Annotated in this window: 8 protein-coding genes; 1 reads left to right on the top strand and 7 read right to left on the bottom strand. The window is 40.0% G+C overall.

The genetic code is table 11. From position 1 onward, the window contains the following. The first annotated feature begins 24 nt into the window (after positions 1–24). Positions 25–1605 carry a replicative DNA helicase gene (gene dnaB, locus AC4PL9_RS04530; RefSeq protein WP_343786230.1) on the top strand — a complete coding sequence of 527 codons (1581 nt, stop codon included), beginning with the start codon at positions 25–27 and terminating at the stop codon, positions 1603–1605. A gap of 41 nt (positions 1606–1646) precedes the next feature. On the opposite strand, the gene AC4PL9_RS04535 is transcribed toward dnaB, so the two are convergent. The 7 genes from AC4PL9_RS04535 to AC4PL9_RS04565 form a co-directional block, all read right to left on the bottom strand. Beyond that, complete coding sequence (locus AC4PL9_RS04535) at positions 1647–8765, bottom strand: hypothetical protein (protein ID WP_491603587.1); 7119 nt, start codon at positions 8763–8765, stop codon at positions 1647–1649. 108 nt (positions 8766–8873) lie between these two features. Then, complete coding sequence (gene plsY / locus AC4PL9_RS04540) at positions 8874–9488, bottom strand: glycerol-3-phosphate 1-O-acyltransferase PlsY (RefSeq protein WP_491603588.1); 615 nt, start codon at positions 9486–9488, stop codon at positions 8874–8876. Between the two features lie 5 nt (positions 9489–9493). After that, on the bottom strand, positions 9494–14098 hold the full coding sequence (locus AC4PL9_RS04545) for a hypothetical protein (protein ID WP_491603589.1): 4605 nt from the start codon (positions 14096–14098) through the stop codon (positions 9494–9496). A 55-nt stretch (positions 14099–14153) separates the two neighbouring features. After that, positions 14154–14990, bottom strand: a complete 837-nt coding sequence (gene prmA / locus AC4PL9_RS04550; RefSeq protein WP_491603590.1) for a 50S ribosomal protein L11 methyltransferase — start codon at positions 14988–14990, stop codon at positions 14154–14156. A gap of 8 nt (positions 14991–14998) precedes the next feature. Beyond that, positions 14999–15757, bottom strand: a complete 759-nt coding sequence (tpiA, locus tag AC4PL9_RS04555) for a triose-phosphate isomerase (RefSeq protein WP_491603591.1) — start codon at positions 15755–15757, stop codon at positions 14999–15001. A gap of 2 nt (positions 15758–15759) precedes the next feature. Continuing rightward, positions 15760–17643, bottom strand: a complete 1884-nt coding sequence (locus tag AC4PL9_RS04560; RefSeq protein WP_491603592.1) for a DoxX family protein — start codon at positions 17641–17643, stop codon at positions 15760–15762. A gap of 12 nt (positions 17644–17655) precedes the next feature. Continuing rightward, a complete protein-coding gene (locus AC4PL9_RS04565; protein ID WP_343786215.1) occupies positions 17656–18204 on the bottom strand; it encodes a DUF1599 domain-containing protein in 549 nt (182 codons plus the stop codon). Positions 18205–18225: the final 21 nt, after the last annotated feature.

The following is an 18225-nucleotide window of genomic DNA, read 5'->3' on the forward strand; positions in this document are numbered from 1 at the left end:
ATTCACTTTGTCTATATTTGCGTTATGGATAATCCGCAGGAAAGAACAACCAATGACAGATTACGGGCTAAAGCTCCGGTTAATAACCTGCTTACCGAAATAGGGAAAATGCCTCCTCAGGCTTTGGACCTTGAGGAAGCGGTGTTAGGAGCAATGATGCTGGAGAATGATGCTGTCAATGATGTAATTGATATTCTTGGTCCGGATAGTTTCTATAAAGAGGCACATAAAAAAATCTATCGTGCTATTCAGGATCTGTTCGGAGCATCCGAACCCATCGATATTCTGACCGTAACCAACAATCTCAGAAAAAAAGGCGAGTTGGAAATGGTTGGGGGAGCGTTTTATGTGTCTAATCTAACCAATCGTGTCGTATCCTCAGCGCACGTTGAATACCATGCACGGATTATTGCACAGAAATATATTCAACGTGAGGTCATTCGTCTGTGTTCCGAATCCTTGAAAATGGCATACGATGATACAACGGATGTTTTTGAGTTGTTGAATAAGGTAGAGGGAGATCTTTTCCAGATTGCGGAAGGAAATATAAAGAAAAACTACGATCGCCTGGATGATGTATTGAAACAGGCGATTCTTCAGATAGAAGAGGCTGCTAAAAATAATGATGGTGTCAGCGGAGTTCCGACCGGTTTCAAAGATCTGGACCGTATCACCTCCGGTTGGCAAAAATCAGATATGATTGTTTTGGCAGCTCGTCCCGGTATGGGGAAAACAGCATTCGTCCTATCGATGGCGCGAAACACTTCTGTAGATTACAATATGGGAGTAGCCGTGTTCTCGCTAGAGATGGCATCTGTACAGTTGGTAAATCGTCTTATTTCTTCCGAAACCGGGATCTCATCAGAGAAACTTAGAAAAGGAAATCTGGCGGATCATGAGTTTAAACAACTGCACGAGCGAATCGGTAAATTATCCAAAGCACCTCTGTTTATAGATGATACACCTGCACTTTCTATTTTTGATTTACGTGCCAAGTGTCGTCGTCTGAAACGCCAGCATGATATTCAACTGGTCATCATTGACTACCTCCAGTTGATGACAGCAGGAGGTTCCGGTAAAGGAAACCGGGAACAGGAAATTTCGACGATTTCACGATCGATTAAAGAGATAGCGAAAGAAATTAATGTACCGATTATAGCCCTGTCCCAGTTGAGCCGTTCGGTAGAGACCAGAGGTGGAGATAAGAAGCCTATGCTTTCTGACCTTCGTGAATCCGGAGCGATTGAACAGGATGCGGATATTGTTACATTTATCTATCGTCCGGAGTATTACGGATTGATGGAAGACGAAAATGGTATGCCGACACAGGACAGGGGAGATATTATTATCGCTAAAAACCGTCACGGATCATTGGATACGGTAAACCTGAAGTTTGTGAAGCATCTCGTTAAGTTTGCGAACCTGGATGATTTTACAGATGATCCGATGGCGCAATACAATCCTACGTTGTCGCCCAACAGAGGGTTTGAAGAAGACAATACACCTCCTGTAAATACATACACGGTAAAAAGTCGGATGGATTCACTGGACGATGATGATGACTTCAATCTGAATACAAACGATCTGGAAGACACCCCATTTTAAGTAGGGAGAGAATTTTTTAATCTTACTTTTATCTGAGGGATTTATTCCCAATCCAGTAATTTTTCTTCGGTTGTGATCAAAGGAACCATTTTGAGTTCTTTTTTCAACTCTTCTTTGGTGCTAAAGTCCAGGGGACCGAAAACAATTGTCTTCTCATCTGGATTCCATTCCAGTATCGTATACGTGTTTTTAGTAAGGAAAGTCCCCAGTAACTGTGTAGCTTCGCCTTCCCAGGTTATTCTGAGGCTGTGGTAACTCTTTTCCGGATTTACATCATTCAAGGATTCGTAGAAGAGTCCGTTTTCTTCGTCAACAATAAATCCTTTATAAGTCGTTTTTTCTTCCAGATTAATGGATTGAGACGTGAAGCTTTTTAATGATGCATCTGAACCGGAAGAAGGAATCGTTTTAATTCGCTGAGACTGTAGGTCGTAATACGTCCAGATTCCGGATTTGCGAAGTACATCCAGTTCTCTGGATGGATAGTATGTATAGGATTCTTTAGAAATACCTGTTTTTCGGATGAATGAAGGATTAAGTTTTTTACGATTATCTTCTTGTGGCTTCCGTACTATAGTTGTTTCTCCTTCTTCCGTATCCACTTCCTGTTGTACCGTATTACTGTACAAAACTGACTCTCCTTTTTCATCGATCAACTTTTTCGCTTCAGAAATTGTAATTCGAGTCCCATTATAATAAGCAGTAACAAAGGCATCGGAGATTCCAATTTTTCGAATTTCATTACGTCGGTTGACAGCAGAGGGGATGTCATCAAACTTTCCGGTCGAATAGCGGATTTGCCCCTTATCGGATAAATTTGTGTTGAGAGGCGTAATATTGTACAATTTTGATGAGGGGATCGGATAATTGTATACGCCTACCTGTACAGTAAAGAACAATCCTTTTACGTCCTCTACTGCATCTGCCGCAGCAGCGTCAGGAGCCAGGTGATAGGTGCTCTTTACGCGGGGAGAAGCAGAAGTTGATGAACTTTCAGTTACATGGACTGCCAGCAATTCTTCTCCTTCGGTGTTGTCCGTATTTACAGAAGGTTTGCACTTTCCTTCTTTAATCAGACGATCAGCCTGAGCTACAGTCATACGTTCACCGTTACAATAGGCTACGACAAAAGCGTCTGAGTATCCCAGACTTCTGACACGGTTCTGAGCGAGATAAGCTTCTCCTTTGGAAGGGAAAATACCTACTGTATAACGAATTAGTCCTTTATTGATTTGTTCTCCGGTAACCGGATTAAATTCTTTGAAAGTATCTTCCGGAACCGGTTTGGAGAAGGCACCCACCTGTACTTTGTATACAAGTCCTCCCGGCATTTCAGGATTCATCGGAATGGGGTTGGAAGGACTGTAGACGCTGTTACCTGAATTGTAATTTAACCCGACATAGACTTTTTCAACCGGTCGTAAACGAATGGGCTGGATGCCTTCTAATGCCATCGAGACAAGTACATCCTTTTCTTCGTTGATCAGAAGGGGATTTTCTTCAATTCTCCGGTTAAGTTCTTCAATTTCCTGAATGGTTGTTATCAATTGATTATTGGTGTCATTTGCTTTTTGGGAAAGGAGCTTACCTTTTGCCAACAGTTGTTCTTTCTCTGAATCGTCAACTGATTGAGCGGCTTGCTGAATGACTTCAGAGAGTTGACTTTTTAGTCCTGCTAATTCGAGAATCAGATTTTCCCGTCGACGTTCGAGTAATTGAAGTGTATTGATATCATTGCTTAATTCTCTGTATCCTTTTTTCTGAGCAATACGTATTATTTCTTTGTCTTCTTGTAGAGCAGTTGTTTCAGTAGAAGAAGCCGTCAAATTGTCGAGAAGCGTGGGTGGTTTTGAGTGAATAGATTGTTTTTTACCGATCGTTTCTTCCAGTTTTGTAATTTCCTCTGTTAGACGATCGTATTCGGCAGTCATATTACCGATTTCAACTTCAATACTTGGTCTTCGTTTTTTAGAAGCCGTATCGAATTCTTTTTTCAGGTGAAATAACTCCAGTTGAATTCGTTTTTGTTCTTCTTTCAATTGAAGAAGGAGGTATTCTTCCTCTTCCGTACCATATAGGTTCTGACGTTCTTCGTTTGTGAACAATGTTTGTTCTATCTCGGTTTCGTTTATGCGTGTTTGTTGCTGTTGTTGAAGTTCTTCTAACTGATCACGTTGCTCAATAGTGTGTTTAACCAGTGATATTTTTTCTTTTTTAGAAGAAGAATTTTTCACTTGTTCAATATCCTGTAGCGTCTCTCTTGTTTTTATATCCAATAAAACAGACGAGGCGTTCACCACTGCGTCGGATGACTCGTTTTCTGATAATTCCCGGGAGGTTGAAGCCAATTCCTCTTTCTGGCTGAAAAGTAGTTCCTGCTCCAGTTCAAGGTTCTTCTTTTCTGCTTTTTCAAGTTGTTTAACCAGTTGCTTTCTTTCTTTGTTTGTAGCAGCCTGTTCAAGTTGTGTAGTAAGTGAGGTAATTTCTGCACGGGAAGTTGCCACTTTTTCCTGATTGTTTCGAATTTCAGGATCTACTGATACGTTGGTTGTGTTGGGCTGATAAGTAACCTGCATTTCAGAAAGCAATCGGTCAATTGTTTTTATTTGCGTTTCAGTAATTGAAACTTCTTTTTGGATATTGTCTTGCTGAACCGGATCACTGACCTTTTGTTTTTTCTCTTGTAGAGTTTCAAGGTAGGCTTCCAGACGGATTTTCCTGTCGGTCAATTGATCTTCAGAAGGATCTGAATCGGAAGTTTCGAATAAATCAGTAACGCCAGCCTGATTTCTTGACAGGTCCGCACTAAAGTTTTCTGGCGTACCGGGAGTTGAATTTTCAGAAAGCCGTATTTGCTCCAGCTCATTGATTTCATTTTCCGTTTTGCTTTTGAGAGTGATTAATCCGTTGATTTGTTCCTGAAGGGAGTTGTTTTCCACTTCATCACTGCGTTTTTTTTCTGCTCTTTCAATAGCTTCCTCGATAGCAGCCAGCAGTTCTTTTTTTGTACTGAGCAAAAGATCTGTATCCTCAGGGTTTTGCGTACTTTCAATTTGCTGTATTCTTTGCTGAAGTTTAACCACTCTTTTGTCTGTAGTTCCTCCCTGATTATTGGATGGAGTGTTTGTGTCGGTTGATGTAGCAAGTTGATTTTCATGTTCACGAATGCGTGTTTCAACCTGAGTGTGTAAGTCTGAAAGAGTAGATTTTTGTTGTAGAAGCTGTTCGTTATCCGGGTGTATGGCAATATTTGTCGAGTTTTCGTCAAGTGCTTTTTCCAGAAGAGAAACCAGTTCTTTTTCTTTTTGAAGACGTTGTTCAATCGTCGCTGAATTACTCATGCGCTCTAACTCTTCTCTGGTATTGGCAATTTCAGTACTGTAGGCATCCGAAACCGGAACAGAAGTTTGTTGCGACACCTGATTTTCCGTTTGATAAGCAACTACTTTTGCTTTGTTGAGCGTTTTAATCTCTTCTTCCAGGTCAGCTTGTAAAGCGGATATTTCATTTCGTTTTGCAAGGATGCGGCTGTTTTCCGGTTCATCACGCAATTCGTTGTCAATTACTGTGAGTAGTTTCCGAACTTTGTTTGAAAGAATAGTTCGCTCTTCAATTTGTTGGTCCAGTTCCTTTTCTGTAGTAATATTTTCTGACAGTCGGCTGAAGTCATCAGAAAGTGTTTGAATCTCAGCACTGAACTGATTCACCTTTTTTTCACGGGCTGCAATAGACTCCTGTTGTTCCGTTTCGCGGAGTTTCTTGATTTCAGTTTCTACCTTCGCAATCGTTTGTTGAAGCCCTTGCAGCTCATTTTGTACTTGTTGATTAGCAGGATTGTTTTGAATTTCTGATGCAAGATTCTGAGCTAATTCTTCTGCTTCCTGAATAAATTGTTCTCGCTGGTCAATTGACTCACGCACAGAAGTATCTGATCGATAAGAAATATTTGTGTAGCGTTCTTTCAGGGTTTCCGAACCGCCGAAAGGGATTAATTCGCTGGAGTTATTTTCCGGTTGATTAACAGATGCTTCGGGTTCAGGTTCACCAAGTAGTACGAGCATATTTTCCCGGTCTTTAATGGATTGCTCTAACTCACTTATTTTTTCTTCCAGAACTTTTTTCTTTATAATAGCTTCTTCTGAGGATGTATCGTTAAGTGATTGCAAATGCTCTTCCAGTTTTTCTGCTAAATTCCGGTCATTTTCGTTTAAAGCTTTAAGTTTTTTGGGTACATCATTGATCTTTTGAGAAGTCGAATTTTTAGTTGTATAATCAGGGGAAACTGTTGCAATGAGAGCCTCAGCAATAACTTCTTCTTCACCCGGAGGATCACCGATAGGTTTCAGCTCTTCTATGTACTGTTTTTTAGCAGCTAATTCTTCTTTAAGTTGCGTTATTTCTGCCGTTATAGTTTTTTGTTGTTCAGGGGAAGAGGTATTTTGACGTTCTGTCTCTTTCTGATTGATCTCTTTTGAAAGTTCAAAAACCCATTGCTTTTCAATAGCAAGACGTTCTTTGGCTTTCTCTTCTGGTGTTTTGTCAGAAGAAATAAGTTTATTCTCTTGTTCCTTTAAGCGTGGGTTGATAGCCGCGACCTGTTTACTGGTCGGAGATTGAGCAGAAAGATCGGAGTTATTTTCCTGTGTGGTTGAATTAGTAGTTGTCGAATTATTGGTTGTAGGAGTCGTTTTTGTTCCGGTGTTGGTGGTTGTTGATGTATTTTCTGAAAGGTTAGCAGACTGCTCAATACGCTGTTTGAGTTCCGATTGAACGGTTGTTGAGGTTTCTACAAAAGAATCTATTCTTTCCTGATCAGCAAGGTGTGAAGATGCGGCAATACGATTACTGATTTGATCGTGAGAGATTGTATTGGAAACTTCACTATTGGTAATATCCCGGGTTTTATCAATAGCCGATTTTTTTGCAATCAGTTCATTTTCTTTTGTACTTTCTTTTGCTATCTCCCGTTGTTTGGAAGAAATAAGTTCTTCATCCGCACGATTATCTGTTTGGAGACGTTCAATTTCACGGTCAATAATTTCAATATCTTTTTTCTTCGAAACTTCTTTTGTTTTTTCAAGGGTTTGGATTTCTTCGTTTCGTTTTCGAATGGTCTCTTCTAACTTTTGTACTTCGTTGCGGAGTTGATTCACTTCCGAAATTCCGCTTTTTTCTTCCGTTTTACTGTAAAGTAGTTGTGCGGCAGATTGTTTATTGGATGTATTGAAGTTCTTTTTAATGTATTCTCCGTTGTTGCGGGCGAGTTGGTTAACTTTCTCTTTCAGATTGTCGGAGGTTACATCAGAAAGCACATTTGCCACTTCTTTTGATTGATCAAGGTACTGCTCATTGAATTTTTGCTCTTTGCGCATTTCTTCGTAAACGATCATGGCTTGTTCCGCTTTCCTTATTTCCCGCTGAACTGTATTTTTTTCGGCAATTGCCTGCTCAATGAGCGTTTCTCCTTTGTTCAGGTTTTCAGAAGTTGCAGCTTGCTTTAGCAACTGGTCTGCTAGTGAATCAGAAGTTGCAGCTTGTTGTAACGCCTGTTCCGCAACCATAAGTAGTTTATTTAACTCCTGATCAATCTCTTTGGCCTCCAATTCGAGACGTTCGACATCTTCCTGAGCAATATCTTTCAGTTCTGTTGAATTATACCGATCCAGGTTTAGCTGGGATAATAGTTTCTTCTCGTCTTCCAGTTTATCTAAGGCATCCAGATCGAAAGCATCGCTGTTGGGCTTCAGTTGGGCTTTATTTTTAAGAATCTCAGCAACGATAGAAGCTGCATCTTCAATCTCTTCATCAAAAAGATTATCTACGCGAACCAGAGCGTCTCCATTTTCTTCGTACTCAACAATACTCTGTTTTAAAGGTTTTAGTTCGGTCATAAAAGGAGCCTGGAATTCAGCTGTATGTTGATCGGGTTCCCCTTCCACTTGTATGATGTATTCATAACGACCTCCTTTGGGAAGTGTTACGACATATCCACCATCTGATTTATTGGATGTGTACGAACCGATTTTTCTTCCGCTGGCGACATCTCTGACCTGAATCGAAGCAGATTTATTCTCCGGATTTATCGCTGATGCAAATTGTCCTTTGAGAATAACCATCTGGTCAGGGGAGCGCTGTACCCGCATTTTGTAGACGTGAATTTTACCATCCTGACTTTGGCGAGCTGAAGCAAAAAAAGCATTTTTATCCAGAGAGTCAATAACGTAAAAAAGATCATCGTCCGGAGAAGATATGGCAAAATCCATGTTTTCTGCATCACCAAAACTATCATCATCAGGAAAGTATGGAGCACGAAAAACGTCATATCCTCCCATACTATTATGTCCTTTTGATGAGAAGTACAGAAAGCGACCGTTCGGGTGCATATATGGGAAATCTTCATCATAGTTGGTATTCACACCTCCCCGGACTTTTTGCGGAAGACCCCAGGAACCATCCGGAAGTTTTCGGCGGACATAAATATCTTTTCCATTTTTTCCGTCCTCTCCATAACTGGAGTAGTAAATTTGTGTCGGGTTGGCCGGAAAATGGATTAAAGGCGTATGATCGTTCTTTTTATCCTGTTTGGTTTGAAATTCTTCTGTAACCAACAGGGTTCCCCCGATGTTAGATAAATCGTAGAGTCGGAAAAAATCCTGAAATGCTGTTAATCTTCGACTTTCAATAATCAGTTCACTCAGTCTGCTTAACAATTTTTTCCCGTTTTGAGCCATCTCAATCTGCCTGTCGACATCCAGATGCATAGCAGCTCTGCTTCCCGCTACTTCTTTATATCTTTTATAAAATTCAATGGCTTTATTAAATTCGAAGGTCAGATGGAAAGCCTTTCCAAGGTAATAAAAAGCTTCTTGTTCAACAGCTTCACCTTTTACAGCATAATTGAGATACTTGAATGCATCCTGTTTTTTATCTGAGTTAAAAAGAAGACAGGTTCCGTATCTGTAATTGTAATTATGATCCCTGGGTTTTAAGGAGAGTAATCTTAGGTATAGGGGAGTAGCCTCAACAAATTCCTCTTTTGCAAAGAACGCATCAGCCTTCTCTTTTAGTTCATCTTCTGTCTGGGAAAATGCGAATTGAGATAACAGCAGAACTATTACCCATAAGGTGAATTTTTTATATGGTTGACATCGTTTTAGCACATTAATTGCGTCCGTTTTTACTTTAAGTAAGACGGATAAAATACTTAATTTGCACTAAGTTACTTCAAAAATTGAGCCTAAGAATCAATTTCTATTGAAATGGTACGATTATTTTCGGAAAAGGTTCATTTTATTTTCATTGCCTTTGAGCAGTCTTCCGATGTTTTTGTGATGTGTAATAATGACTGCAAATGCCAGTAAAATGGAAAAGGCACGTAACCAGATAAAATTGTTTTTGAAAATAAACTCCAGTGCCAGTGGAAAACAGAGTGCAGCCAGAATGGCTCCGAGAGATACGTATTTCGAAAGGATAAAAGTAATCAGAAATACTCCCAGGCATATTGCTGCGGCAGGGGGGTGTATACCAATAATTACTCCGAGTGAAGTTGCAACACCTTTCCCTCCTTTAAATCCGGCAAATAAGGGGAATACATGTCCCAGAACGGCAGAAAGTGCAGCGACCAGTTGATAGTTTGTAGTTTGTTCTACGCCATCGGAGGAAAAAAAGAAGGGGATGCTTACAGCGAGAACTCCTTTCAGAATATCAACTGCCAAAACGATACTACCCGGTTTTTTTCCCAGGACACGAAATGTATTGGTTGCACCTGCATTTTTACTGCCGTGTTCTCTGACATCCGTTCCGTAAAAAACTTTGCCTACCCACACGGCAGTTGGAATTGAACCGAGTAGGTAAGCAATTATTCCGAAGATGATAAACTCCATAGTTATTATTCCATTAATCGTTTAAATGAACTTTGGTACGTAGGATTTCCGGTAACATCGTATTCAAAGTTCTTTGACTTACGTTTTTCCGGTTTGATCGTTGTAATTTGTTCTTCAAACTCTTTGTCAGAAGAGTAAATCAATAGTTTACCTTCTTTCTTACGCACTTCGTAATTGTAATAATATAGTTTTCCTCCGGGAACTTCAATATTTAAACCAAAGCGATCTCCGGTAGGAGTTTTATAGAAGGCAGCCTGTACTGGCATTGCTTTCATAACAGGTTCTCCGTAAATACTAACTAAAGCGGCTTCGTTTTGAGAAGATACGAGCCCTCTGAACTCCTGATCTCTTGAAATGGATTTAAGTTTAACTCCCGAGATAATGAATGTAGATTCAAGTTCGGAAGGCATCTTTTTAACCTCTCCTTTTAGTGTATAATCGGACTTCAATTTATCGGCTGTTTTTACATCTGCCCAGTTAGCAGCAGCTGACTCCAGAGTAGACAAATCAAAATTCATTGGTTTGAGTTCCGGCATAGCGAGAATAGACTCTGCTGTCTTTTCAAAAATACTTTTATCTACATCCATACTGATACGGATCGTAAGATTGGCTGTCGTTTCTCCTTTTTGTTGATTGTAGTTCATTGTTCCGACAGCATCAACCTTTACTTCCGAATAGTCCAGTCCGAGGTCTACATTTCCATCTCCGTTCATAGAGCAAGTTTCCGTATGCAGGGAAACATAGTTTCCGATTTCCCCGATATTTAATAATTTTTCAGGTGAAGCAATCTGGAATTCTTTACTGTCTCTGTTATACTGCAACAAACCTGTTGCTGTCAGGACTTTCTTATCCTCTTTATTTTTAAGGGAAGAGAGGAAAGTAGGGTAGAGCTCCGTACTGTCCAAATCCTGAGAGAAATGCCAGACAATTCCGGCTGAGAGTGATTCGCCTTCAAGAGACTTCATGTCCTCGGTAACCGGGATTTGAATATTCTTCGGATTCAGACGTGCTTTGAAGCTCATCCAGTTTTTCGCAAAAGCATCGCAGTTGTGCTCAATTTTTGTAGCTCCTTCAAATAACATTTCCGGATCAGCAGCATTCATGCGTACATTTCCGTAGAAATAAAATTCAGGACTTAGTTTGAACTCTGCTGTTTCTGCTATTTTTCCTTCTGCAATGGTTTGATAAGAAGTGTCCAAGTATACTTTACTGATTGGAATCAGGAAGAGGTTACTGTCAATATCATAGTACGGATAATCTCCTTTCGCTGTATAGGCACGACGTGCGGTGATAGAAGTCGTTGCATTTACGATCTGATGATATTTAGTAATATAATTCGCTACAATGCGTGAGTTCTCAAAATCATCCAATTTTGCCTTTTTCCGGATAATAACCTTCATACTATCCGGGAAGATACGTGCATCTGCGATGTCAATATGATTCACTTTTTCACAGAAAATAGTTTTTGACTTCATCTCAAAACGGGCTTTGGGAGCGAGGAAGTTGAGAGAATCCTGATCTTTGTGAGTAGAGAAGAAGTTCGATCCGGCTAAGTCAAGATCGGTATTAATATCGATTCGCGAATCTTTCTCTTTGTACAATTCCATTTCATCACTATCCATAAACCAGTTGAACATATCCATGTGGCAGACATACTGGTTGATAGGGAATTCTACTTTCGATTCGCCGGCATTGGACTTAAATTCTCCTTTCCTGTCTTTAAAACTGACATGACATTGTACGTTATCGGTTTTAAATGCAAGCGCATCATCCGGGTGAAGTCCTTCCTCCTGATCTGAAAGTTTGAAAGCGGATGTATCAGCATCTATATCCCAACGTTTGAATGAGAAGTTGGTTGAGTTGAGATTTGCGGATTTAAAGTCAAATGCTCCCCGACCTTTTACACCGGAAGGACGAACATAAGCGATCCCGTTGAAATTAGCTTCTTTTTCAAAGAAAAGCATAGGTTTTTGAGTCGTTCGTGCCTTTAATACGTTTCCTTTTGGAACATAGGTTATCAGGACATCTTCTCCTGAAATGTCTGGTGTCTGTACGCCTGTTTCCTGACCTTTATTAGTGAAAAGGGCATATCCGATGGTAGAGTCAGGCATGAAGGTGAATGCTTTAGAGACAGATAGGGACGTAACATATTCAATTTCCCCACTCCCCTGTAATCCATTATTACTAAGTACAATTTTATTTTTATAGCGGGATCCCGTACCATAAAAGTCATATCCTTTTTCCGGTACCTGCTGAACAAAGCCCAGTGAGTAGTCGGGCATTATTTTTAGGTCTTCACGGAATTTCGGAAAAATACCTCCGGATGTCATTTCTCCTTTAAACCGGGCTGCTTTTTCGACAAAATTGTCCAATGAATCGAACTCAAAAGGATCCAGCGTGAAGTAAAAGCGTAAGCTGTCATAAGCTCCCCGGTGGATTTTTCGATCATTGTAGAATACCTTAGACGGTGCTTTGGAAACAAGTTTCGGATAGTCGGTAAATTCTTCGGTTTTCATTCCGGAGCGGTTTTCGGGATTGTCAACAAGAATTTCTCCTTTTATTCCCGTTATACTGGAAAAAGTACGGATAGGTCTGTTTCCATCAGTTTTCTGAAGAGGACGCACACGCATATACGCCATGTCCGATTCAAAAATGTTGATTTTGTTATTTGTATAGTCAAATGCGCCGTCGTTAAGATGCACTTCCCATCTTCCGGCATTTACCCAACCTTTGAAAAGAAAATTACGGTTTTCTTTGATGGTCACCTTATCATCTTCCGGGAATACCTGTGTGTTTTGAAGATCGGAGATATTGACCCGGTTTATTGCCTGTAAAGTCAAATCCAGAGTTCCCAAATTCAAACGTCCGAATTCCTGCATCAGTTTACGGGCGTAATTTTCCTCTTCATATTTCTCCTTCATTTGTTTCAGGAACGGATCCCGCTCAATCTCTTCGCTGCTGTAACCGTCCAGACTTTTTGGGCGCATATCTGAAACAAAAATAATATTGTCATAATCAATTTTTGAGGCTTTCGCTTTTACAAATTGTTCCGTTTTGGGAAGTACGGTAACAATTCCTCCATCAATGTCATACGAAAGGAAGCCGTAATTGGCAAGTTCAAGCAAAAGCGGTTTCACTTGTTCAATTGTTTTACCAAGTGCAGAGGCTGCTTTTCCTTCCGGCAGAATATATTCATCGTACTTGTACGTATAGCGATTTAAAGAGACCAGTGGGTGTGCGGCTATATTCCCCTGTAATTTATCGTAAAGCTCGCCGTTGTAATAAGCGAGTGATTCGTAACGCGAAATACGTTGTTCCTGGGAGATCCCTTCACTCCATTTAAAGATAAGATCAGTACCTTTTCTCTCCCAGATAATACGGTCAACATACGCTTCCAGTTTATGATAACTCATGATGAATGGAGCCATGGAAATACCTGTTTTCCCCCGGTTCATTTCCACAGCGTCCCGATCTCTGAAAAAGGTAACATTTACTCCCGGATGAAAAACACTGTCTTTAAGACCTGTCTGGATTTTTATGGACGCATTATTGGCGATCATTGATTTATCATCAATATAGACTTCCTGACTACTGGTTTTTAAAAATGGGGAACCATTCCGGTAGAAAATCATGGATGCTTTTTCGGATTGTGTACCTACACCAACAAACGAAGATCCTTTGAGAGCAAACCCACCTTCGTAGTCTACTTCAGGCATAATGTTTTTTATTTTCAATCTTTTCTCAAACGAGTTAAATTGCGGGTAAACTTTGTCTATTTCCCGTGCAAAATTCATGGTTCGTTCCGACAGTGTTCCCTGGATTGGCTGAGAAAAATAAGGTGTTTTTAATGTTACTGTATCACAGTTATAATTGGTGGTTTTTAATGAGATTCGATACCCGGTGAGTGTTGCGTAGGTTTCCTCTGGAGACAGGCCTACTTTTTCCCAGGTTACTTTTCCTCCTGTACCATTCCATCTTTCTTTCAACACTTCGTAAGCACCGGTTGTCTGATAAATAACAGCACTGTCTTTAAAAGGAACCTTGTCATTCGTTCTGTTGTCATTATTGATAATATAACAAGCAAGAGTGGCGTCTGTAAAATGGATTTCAGGTCCATCTTTTTCATAGATAAACGTATAGCTACCACCTCTGATTTTCCATTGATAATTGCGGGTTTCGTTCAGGACTCCATTGGAAAAGAAATTGGCCGATGCTCCGATAAAATCTTTAAAACGGGATACATTTCGACTATCGAGCATTTTATCAACGGATTCGTGCCAGGCTTTGTAACTGGCAGCGGGCTGTCCGGTCTTTACAAAGGAGTAAATAGAAAATGTATAATTATAAAATTCGGGATAGGCTTTGAACCGTTTTGTTTCCATCGTGTTACAAGTAGTAACCATTTGGCTGAAGTAATTATCGGATAATTCTCCGCCGAGAATCATCGGTTCAAAATCCTTCATAAAATCACGGGAAAGCTGCGGGTCATGAGTAGCTAAAAATTTAGCGAGTTCCTTGACAAACTTTTCACGATTGTTCGAAAAAGACTGACCGAATAACTGTGAGGTGGTTAAAGAAAGGAGTAAGAATAAAATGCTAATTTTTTTCATAACCTGCAATTTTTTTATAATTCAATTGTCCGTCAGAAATGGATATCCGACCAACTTATTTTATAAATTCAAGACATGCCCAATTATCTCTGGAGAGCATCCCTTTATATGTAAGCCCGTTTTCTGTAGCACATTGCTTTAAATCTTCAGCGTCAGAAACAAAGAATCCGCTGAGAAAAAGCTTTCCACCTTCGTTCAGGCTTTCGGCATAGTGCTGCATATGAGCAGTTAGTACATTTTTATTGATGTTGGCAAGGATGAGGTTAAAGCGTTTTCCGTCAATCAGATCAATATCTCCTTTCAGAGGCGTTATCTCATGACAATTATTTCGTGAGCAATTGTCAATAGCATTTTCGTATGCCCAGTCTTCAATGTCAATAGCGAGAATTTTTTTTCCTCCCAGTTTTTCAGCTACTATAGCTAAAACACCGGTCCCTGACCCCATGTCGAGTATTTCAGCAGGAACCGATTCCATGTCCATCAAAGCTTTACACATCATCCAGGTTGTTTGATGATGGCCGGTACCGAATGACATTTTAGGTTCGATATATACCGTAAGTTTTTTTTCCAGTGATACATCATGAAAAGGAGCGAGGATGGCCAGTTGTTCTTCCACAAAAACCGGTTCAAAATCCGATTCCCAGGCTGCGTTCCAGTTTTGTTCTTCAATTGTGTTGATCAGGAGTTCTGCCCTGACTTCTTCAACTTCATTTTGAAAAACAGCTAATTGCCGGACCTCTTCTACATGAATTTGATCTTCCGGAGCATATGCTTTAACGCCATACTCGGTATCCACAAAACTGTCACATCCCAGTTCTGCTAACTCGGCTACAATAATTTCTGACCAGGGAGTTTTTGGGGTCAACCGGATGTCGAATTCAATATAATTCATTTGTCTGTTTATCGTTTACGGGCAATTTGAAGAAAGTCCTCTGCTTTAAGAGAAGCACCGCCAATTAATCCGCCATCAACATTGGGCATCGAAAATAGCTCTTCGGCATTTGATGGATTACAACTTCCGCCATAAAGAATAGTCGTTCTATCGGAAGTATCCTGACGATACTTCAGCTGAACTAACGAGCGAATAAAACTGTGCATATCTTCCGCCTGTTCTTTTGTCGCCGTTTTTCCTGTTCCAATAGCCCATATCGGCTCATAAGCTATAACGACTTTTGCAAAATCCGTTACAGATAAATGAAACAAACTTTCTTCCAGCTGTTGCTGGACATATTCTTCCTGTTTTCCTTTTTCTCTGATCTCCAAAGGTTCTCCACAGCAGAATACAGGAATAAGATCATGAGAAATAGCTGCATTTACTTTCTCTTTCAGAAAAGCGTGGGTTTCACCAAAATACTCTCTTCTTTCAGAGTGTCCTATCAAAACAGCATCGACGCCAAGTTGTTTTAATTGCGCGACAGAACTTTCACCTGTATAAGCACCTTTCTCTGCCGGATGGAAGTTTTGAGCTCCAATAAGAATACGGGAACTGTAACTACGGGCAGTCAAAAGTGCGTCCAAATAAATATGTCCGGGAAAGACCATCAGGTTTACTTCATCCTGAACATCTTCACTACGCAATTCAATTTCTCCGAACAGACGAACAGCTTCGTCTTTGTTCAGGTTCATTTTCCAGTTTCCGGCTACTGTTTTTTTTCTCATAATTACTTCAAGTAGTTTTTCTTAATTGTTTCAAATGACGGAAGTCCTCTGTGTGGGTATTTGGCTTTAACAACAGCGTTTTGAATCAGTAATAATCCCGGATTTGAACGACAAACCGCTTTTAATTCGATGCGGTCGTTTGTAAATGCTGCCACATCAAATGCGTTTGTTTTTCGGAATTCATCAATCTCTGATTTTACCGAACCGCAAATCATAATGAAAGGAATGTTGTTTTCTTTTGCTTTTTCAGCAATTTTCTTGATCTCGTCCAAAGAACTCCAATCGGCATTCTTAATATCTTCAACAGATAAAATAAAAATTGAAGGAGCGTTGAGAATCAGATCAATTACTTTTACCTCATCAAGTTCCGGGTCAATTACAACTGCTGAAGATTGAACAAACGTAGAGTCGTATTCCTCGGCAAAGAACTCTGTTTCAGGTATTGTATCTGAAATACCATAAACATCGCTTGTCATGACAACCGCATTTATGTAACTGTCTTTAAGTAATTCTGAAATGACAGGTAATTGTTTGTCGTATTCGGAAAGCTGGGAAACGTCAAGAGTGGGACCAAATTGTTCCGTAATGGAAGGTAGTAATGGTTCTACAATTACATTGTCGGTCATAGAATCAAATGCCCAATTCTGATCTTCCCATATTTTAGAGGTCATGTACTCCTCATTGGTCATTTTTTTGATTTCTCCTGTTGTTACATTTTTATACTCAAAAGTGTTTTCTACAATACCATCAATACCATCATTCATTTTTTCGATAAGATTACTACCGACAGCATAAGGTCTGTAGTCTTTTAAAGGCAGATACAGCAATACGTAAATGACAAGAATCACCGTAATAACAGTAGAAAAAAGAATCGCTCCCCAATCATTACCCAGGTATTTGCCACCACTTCTTCTGATCCACATTGAACCTAGTAGTGTGATGAATGCAAATAGGATAGGGAAATACCAACCGAATACCCAGGAGAAGAATATGACAACTGCCATTGCAGTAACACTAAGTACAATATTATCTCTTTTCGTGTTTTTAAGTAAAGAGAATTGCATGATAAAAATGATAAGGACGAAATAGCCAACCACTATATCTTTCCAGAAAGACTCCTGCGGTGTCAGTGAACGACCTACCGAACCTTTTAGAGCATCACCAAAACACCCGCAATCAGTTACACATTGAACTGTTCTTGTTTCGGCAACTACCACTTTCCCGTTTTTATTAGAGAGGATGGTAAGGTCTTCGCGTGTTTCTGCTTTAGCTATATAGTCTATTGCCTGAGGAGAGTCAACTGCAAACTCCATTTTTTTCGTAAATGTATCTGCCGGGTTACATTCTTTGGTATGCCAGGTTAGTGCTGTGAAAAACAACATCATTCCCAGAAGTAACCAGGCAGCGAGCTTAATGCGTGCTCCCAGAATAACCATAATACCCAGAACAATTTCGATTACACAAATAATCACAGAGAGAATAAGCGCGTACTCAATGAATCCTTCCAGAGTAAAGCTATCCCATCCCAATAAATCTCTAACACGATATGCTAATGCACCGTCTTCAAAATACTCCTCCAGTTTATAGGCAAAACCTTTCGGATCATTGGCTTTTACAAGGCCTGAAACAATAAACAATCCTCCTACAAAAGCCCGGGCAACATAGGACAGGAGGTACAGACCTTTCAGCGCAAAAAGTCCGGCAAATGAACCGATGAATACAATGTATCCTGTGGGGATTAACCATTGGGTACTTTCATGAGCAGGGTGATAGCCCATGGCGAGAAATACAAGCCCGAGTATATTGAGTAAAATAAGGCCAATGTTAACAGGAAGGGAACGCCCTTCAATAAGCAATTTTGCAGATTTATTGGGTCGTAGTCTCATACGTATCGTTTTTTAGTCATTCTTTTGTTCTCCGATGTGAATTAATGCAAAAACGGCATAATTCAACATGTCATAGTAATTTGCGTCGATTCCTTCGGAAATTATGGTTTTACCACTATTGTCCTCAATTTGCTTTACACGAAGGATTTTCATTAAAATCATGTCTGTTAGAGAGGAAATACGCATATCCCGCCATGCTTCACCGTAATCATGATTTTTCTTTTCCATCAACTGCATAGCCGCATCAATGTAGTGATCATAGAGTTCAAGCGCTTCCATTGCGGTAAGGTCAATCGACAATTCATTGCCTTTATCGACCTGAATTAATGCCATTACACAATAATTGACAATTGCGATGAATTCATCTTCAATAGATTCACCTACTTTATTAGTACCTGTTTCCTGAATCGTACGAATCCGTTGTGCTTTAATGAAAATCTGATCTGTGAGAGAACTGGTTCTGAGAATTCGCCATGCTGTACCGTAGTCCTTTGTCTTTTTGGCAAAAATTTCCCTGGATTTCTCAATCACGCGGGTATATTGCTCAGTAGTATTGTGCATTTTTGTAATTTCCGTTTTTCA

It is taken from the genome of Wandonia sp. (assembly GCF_984588085.1).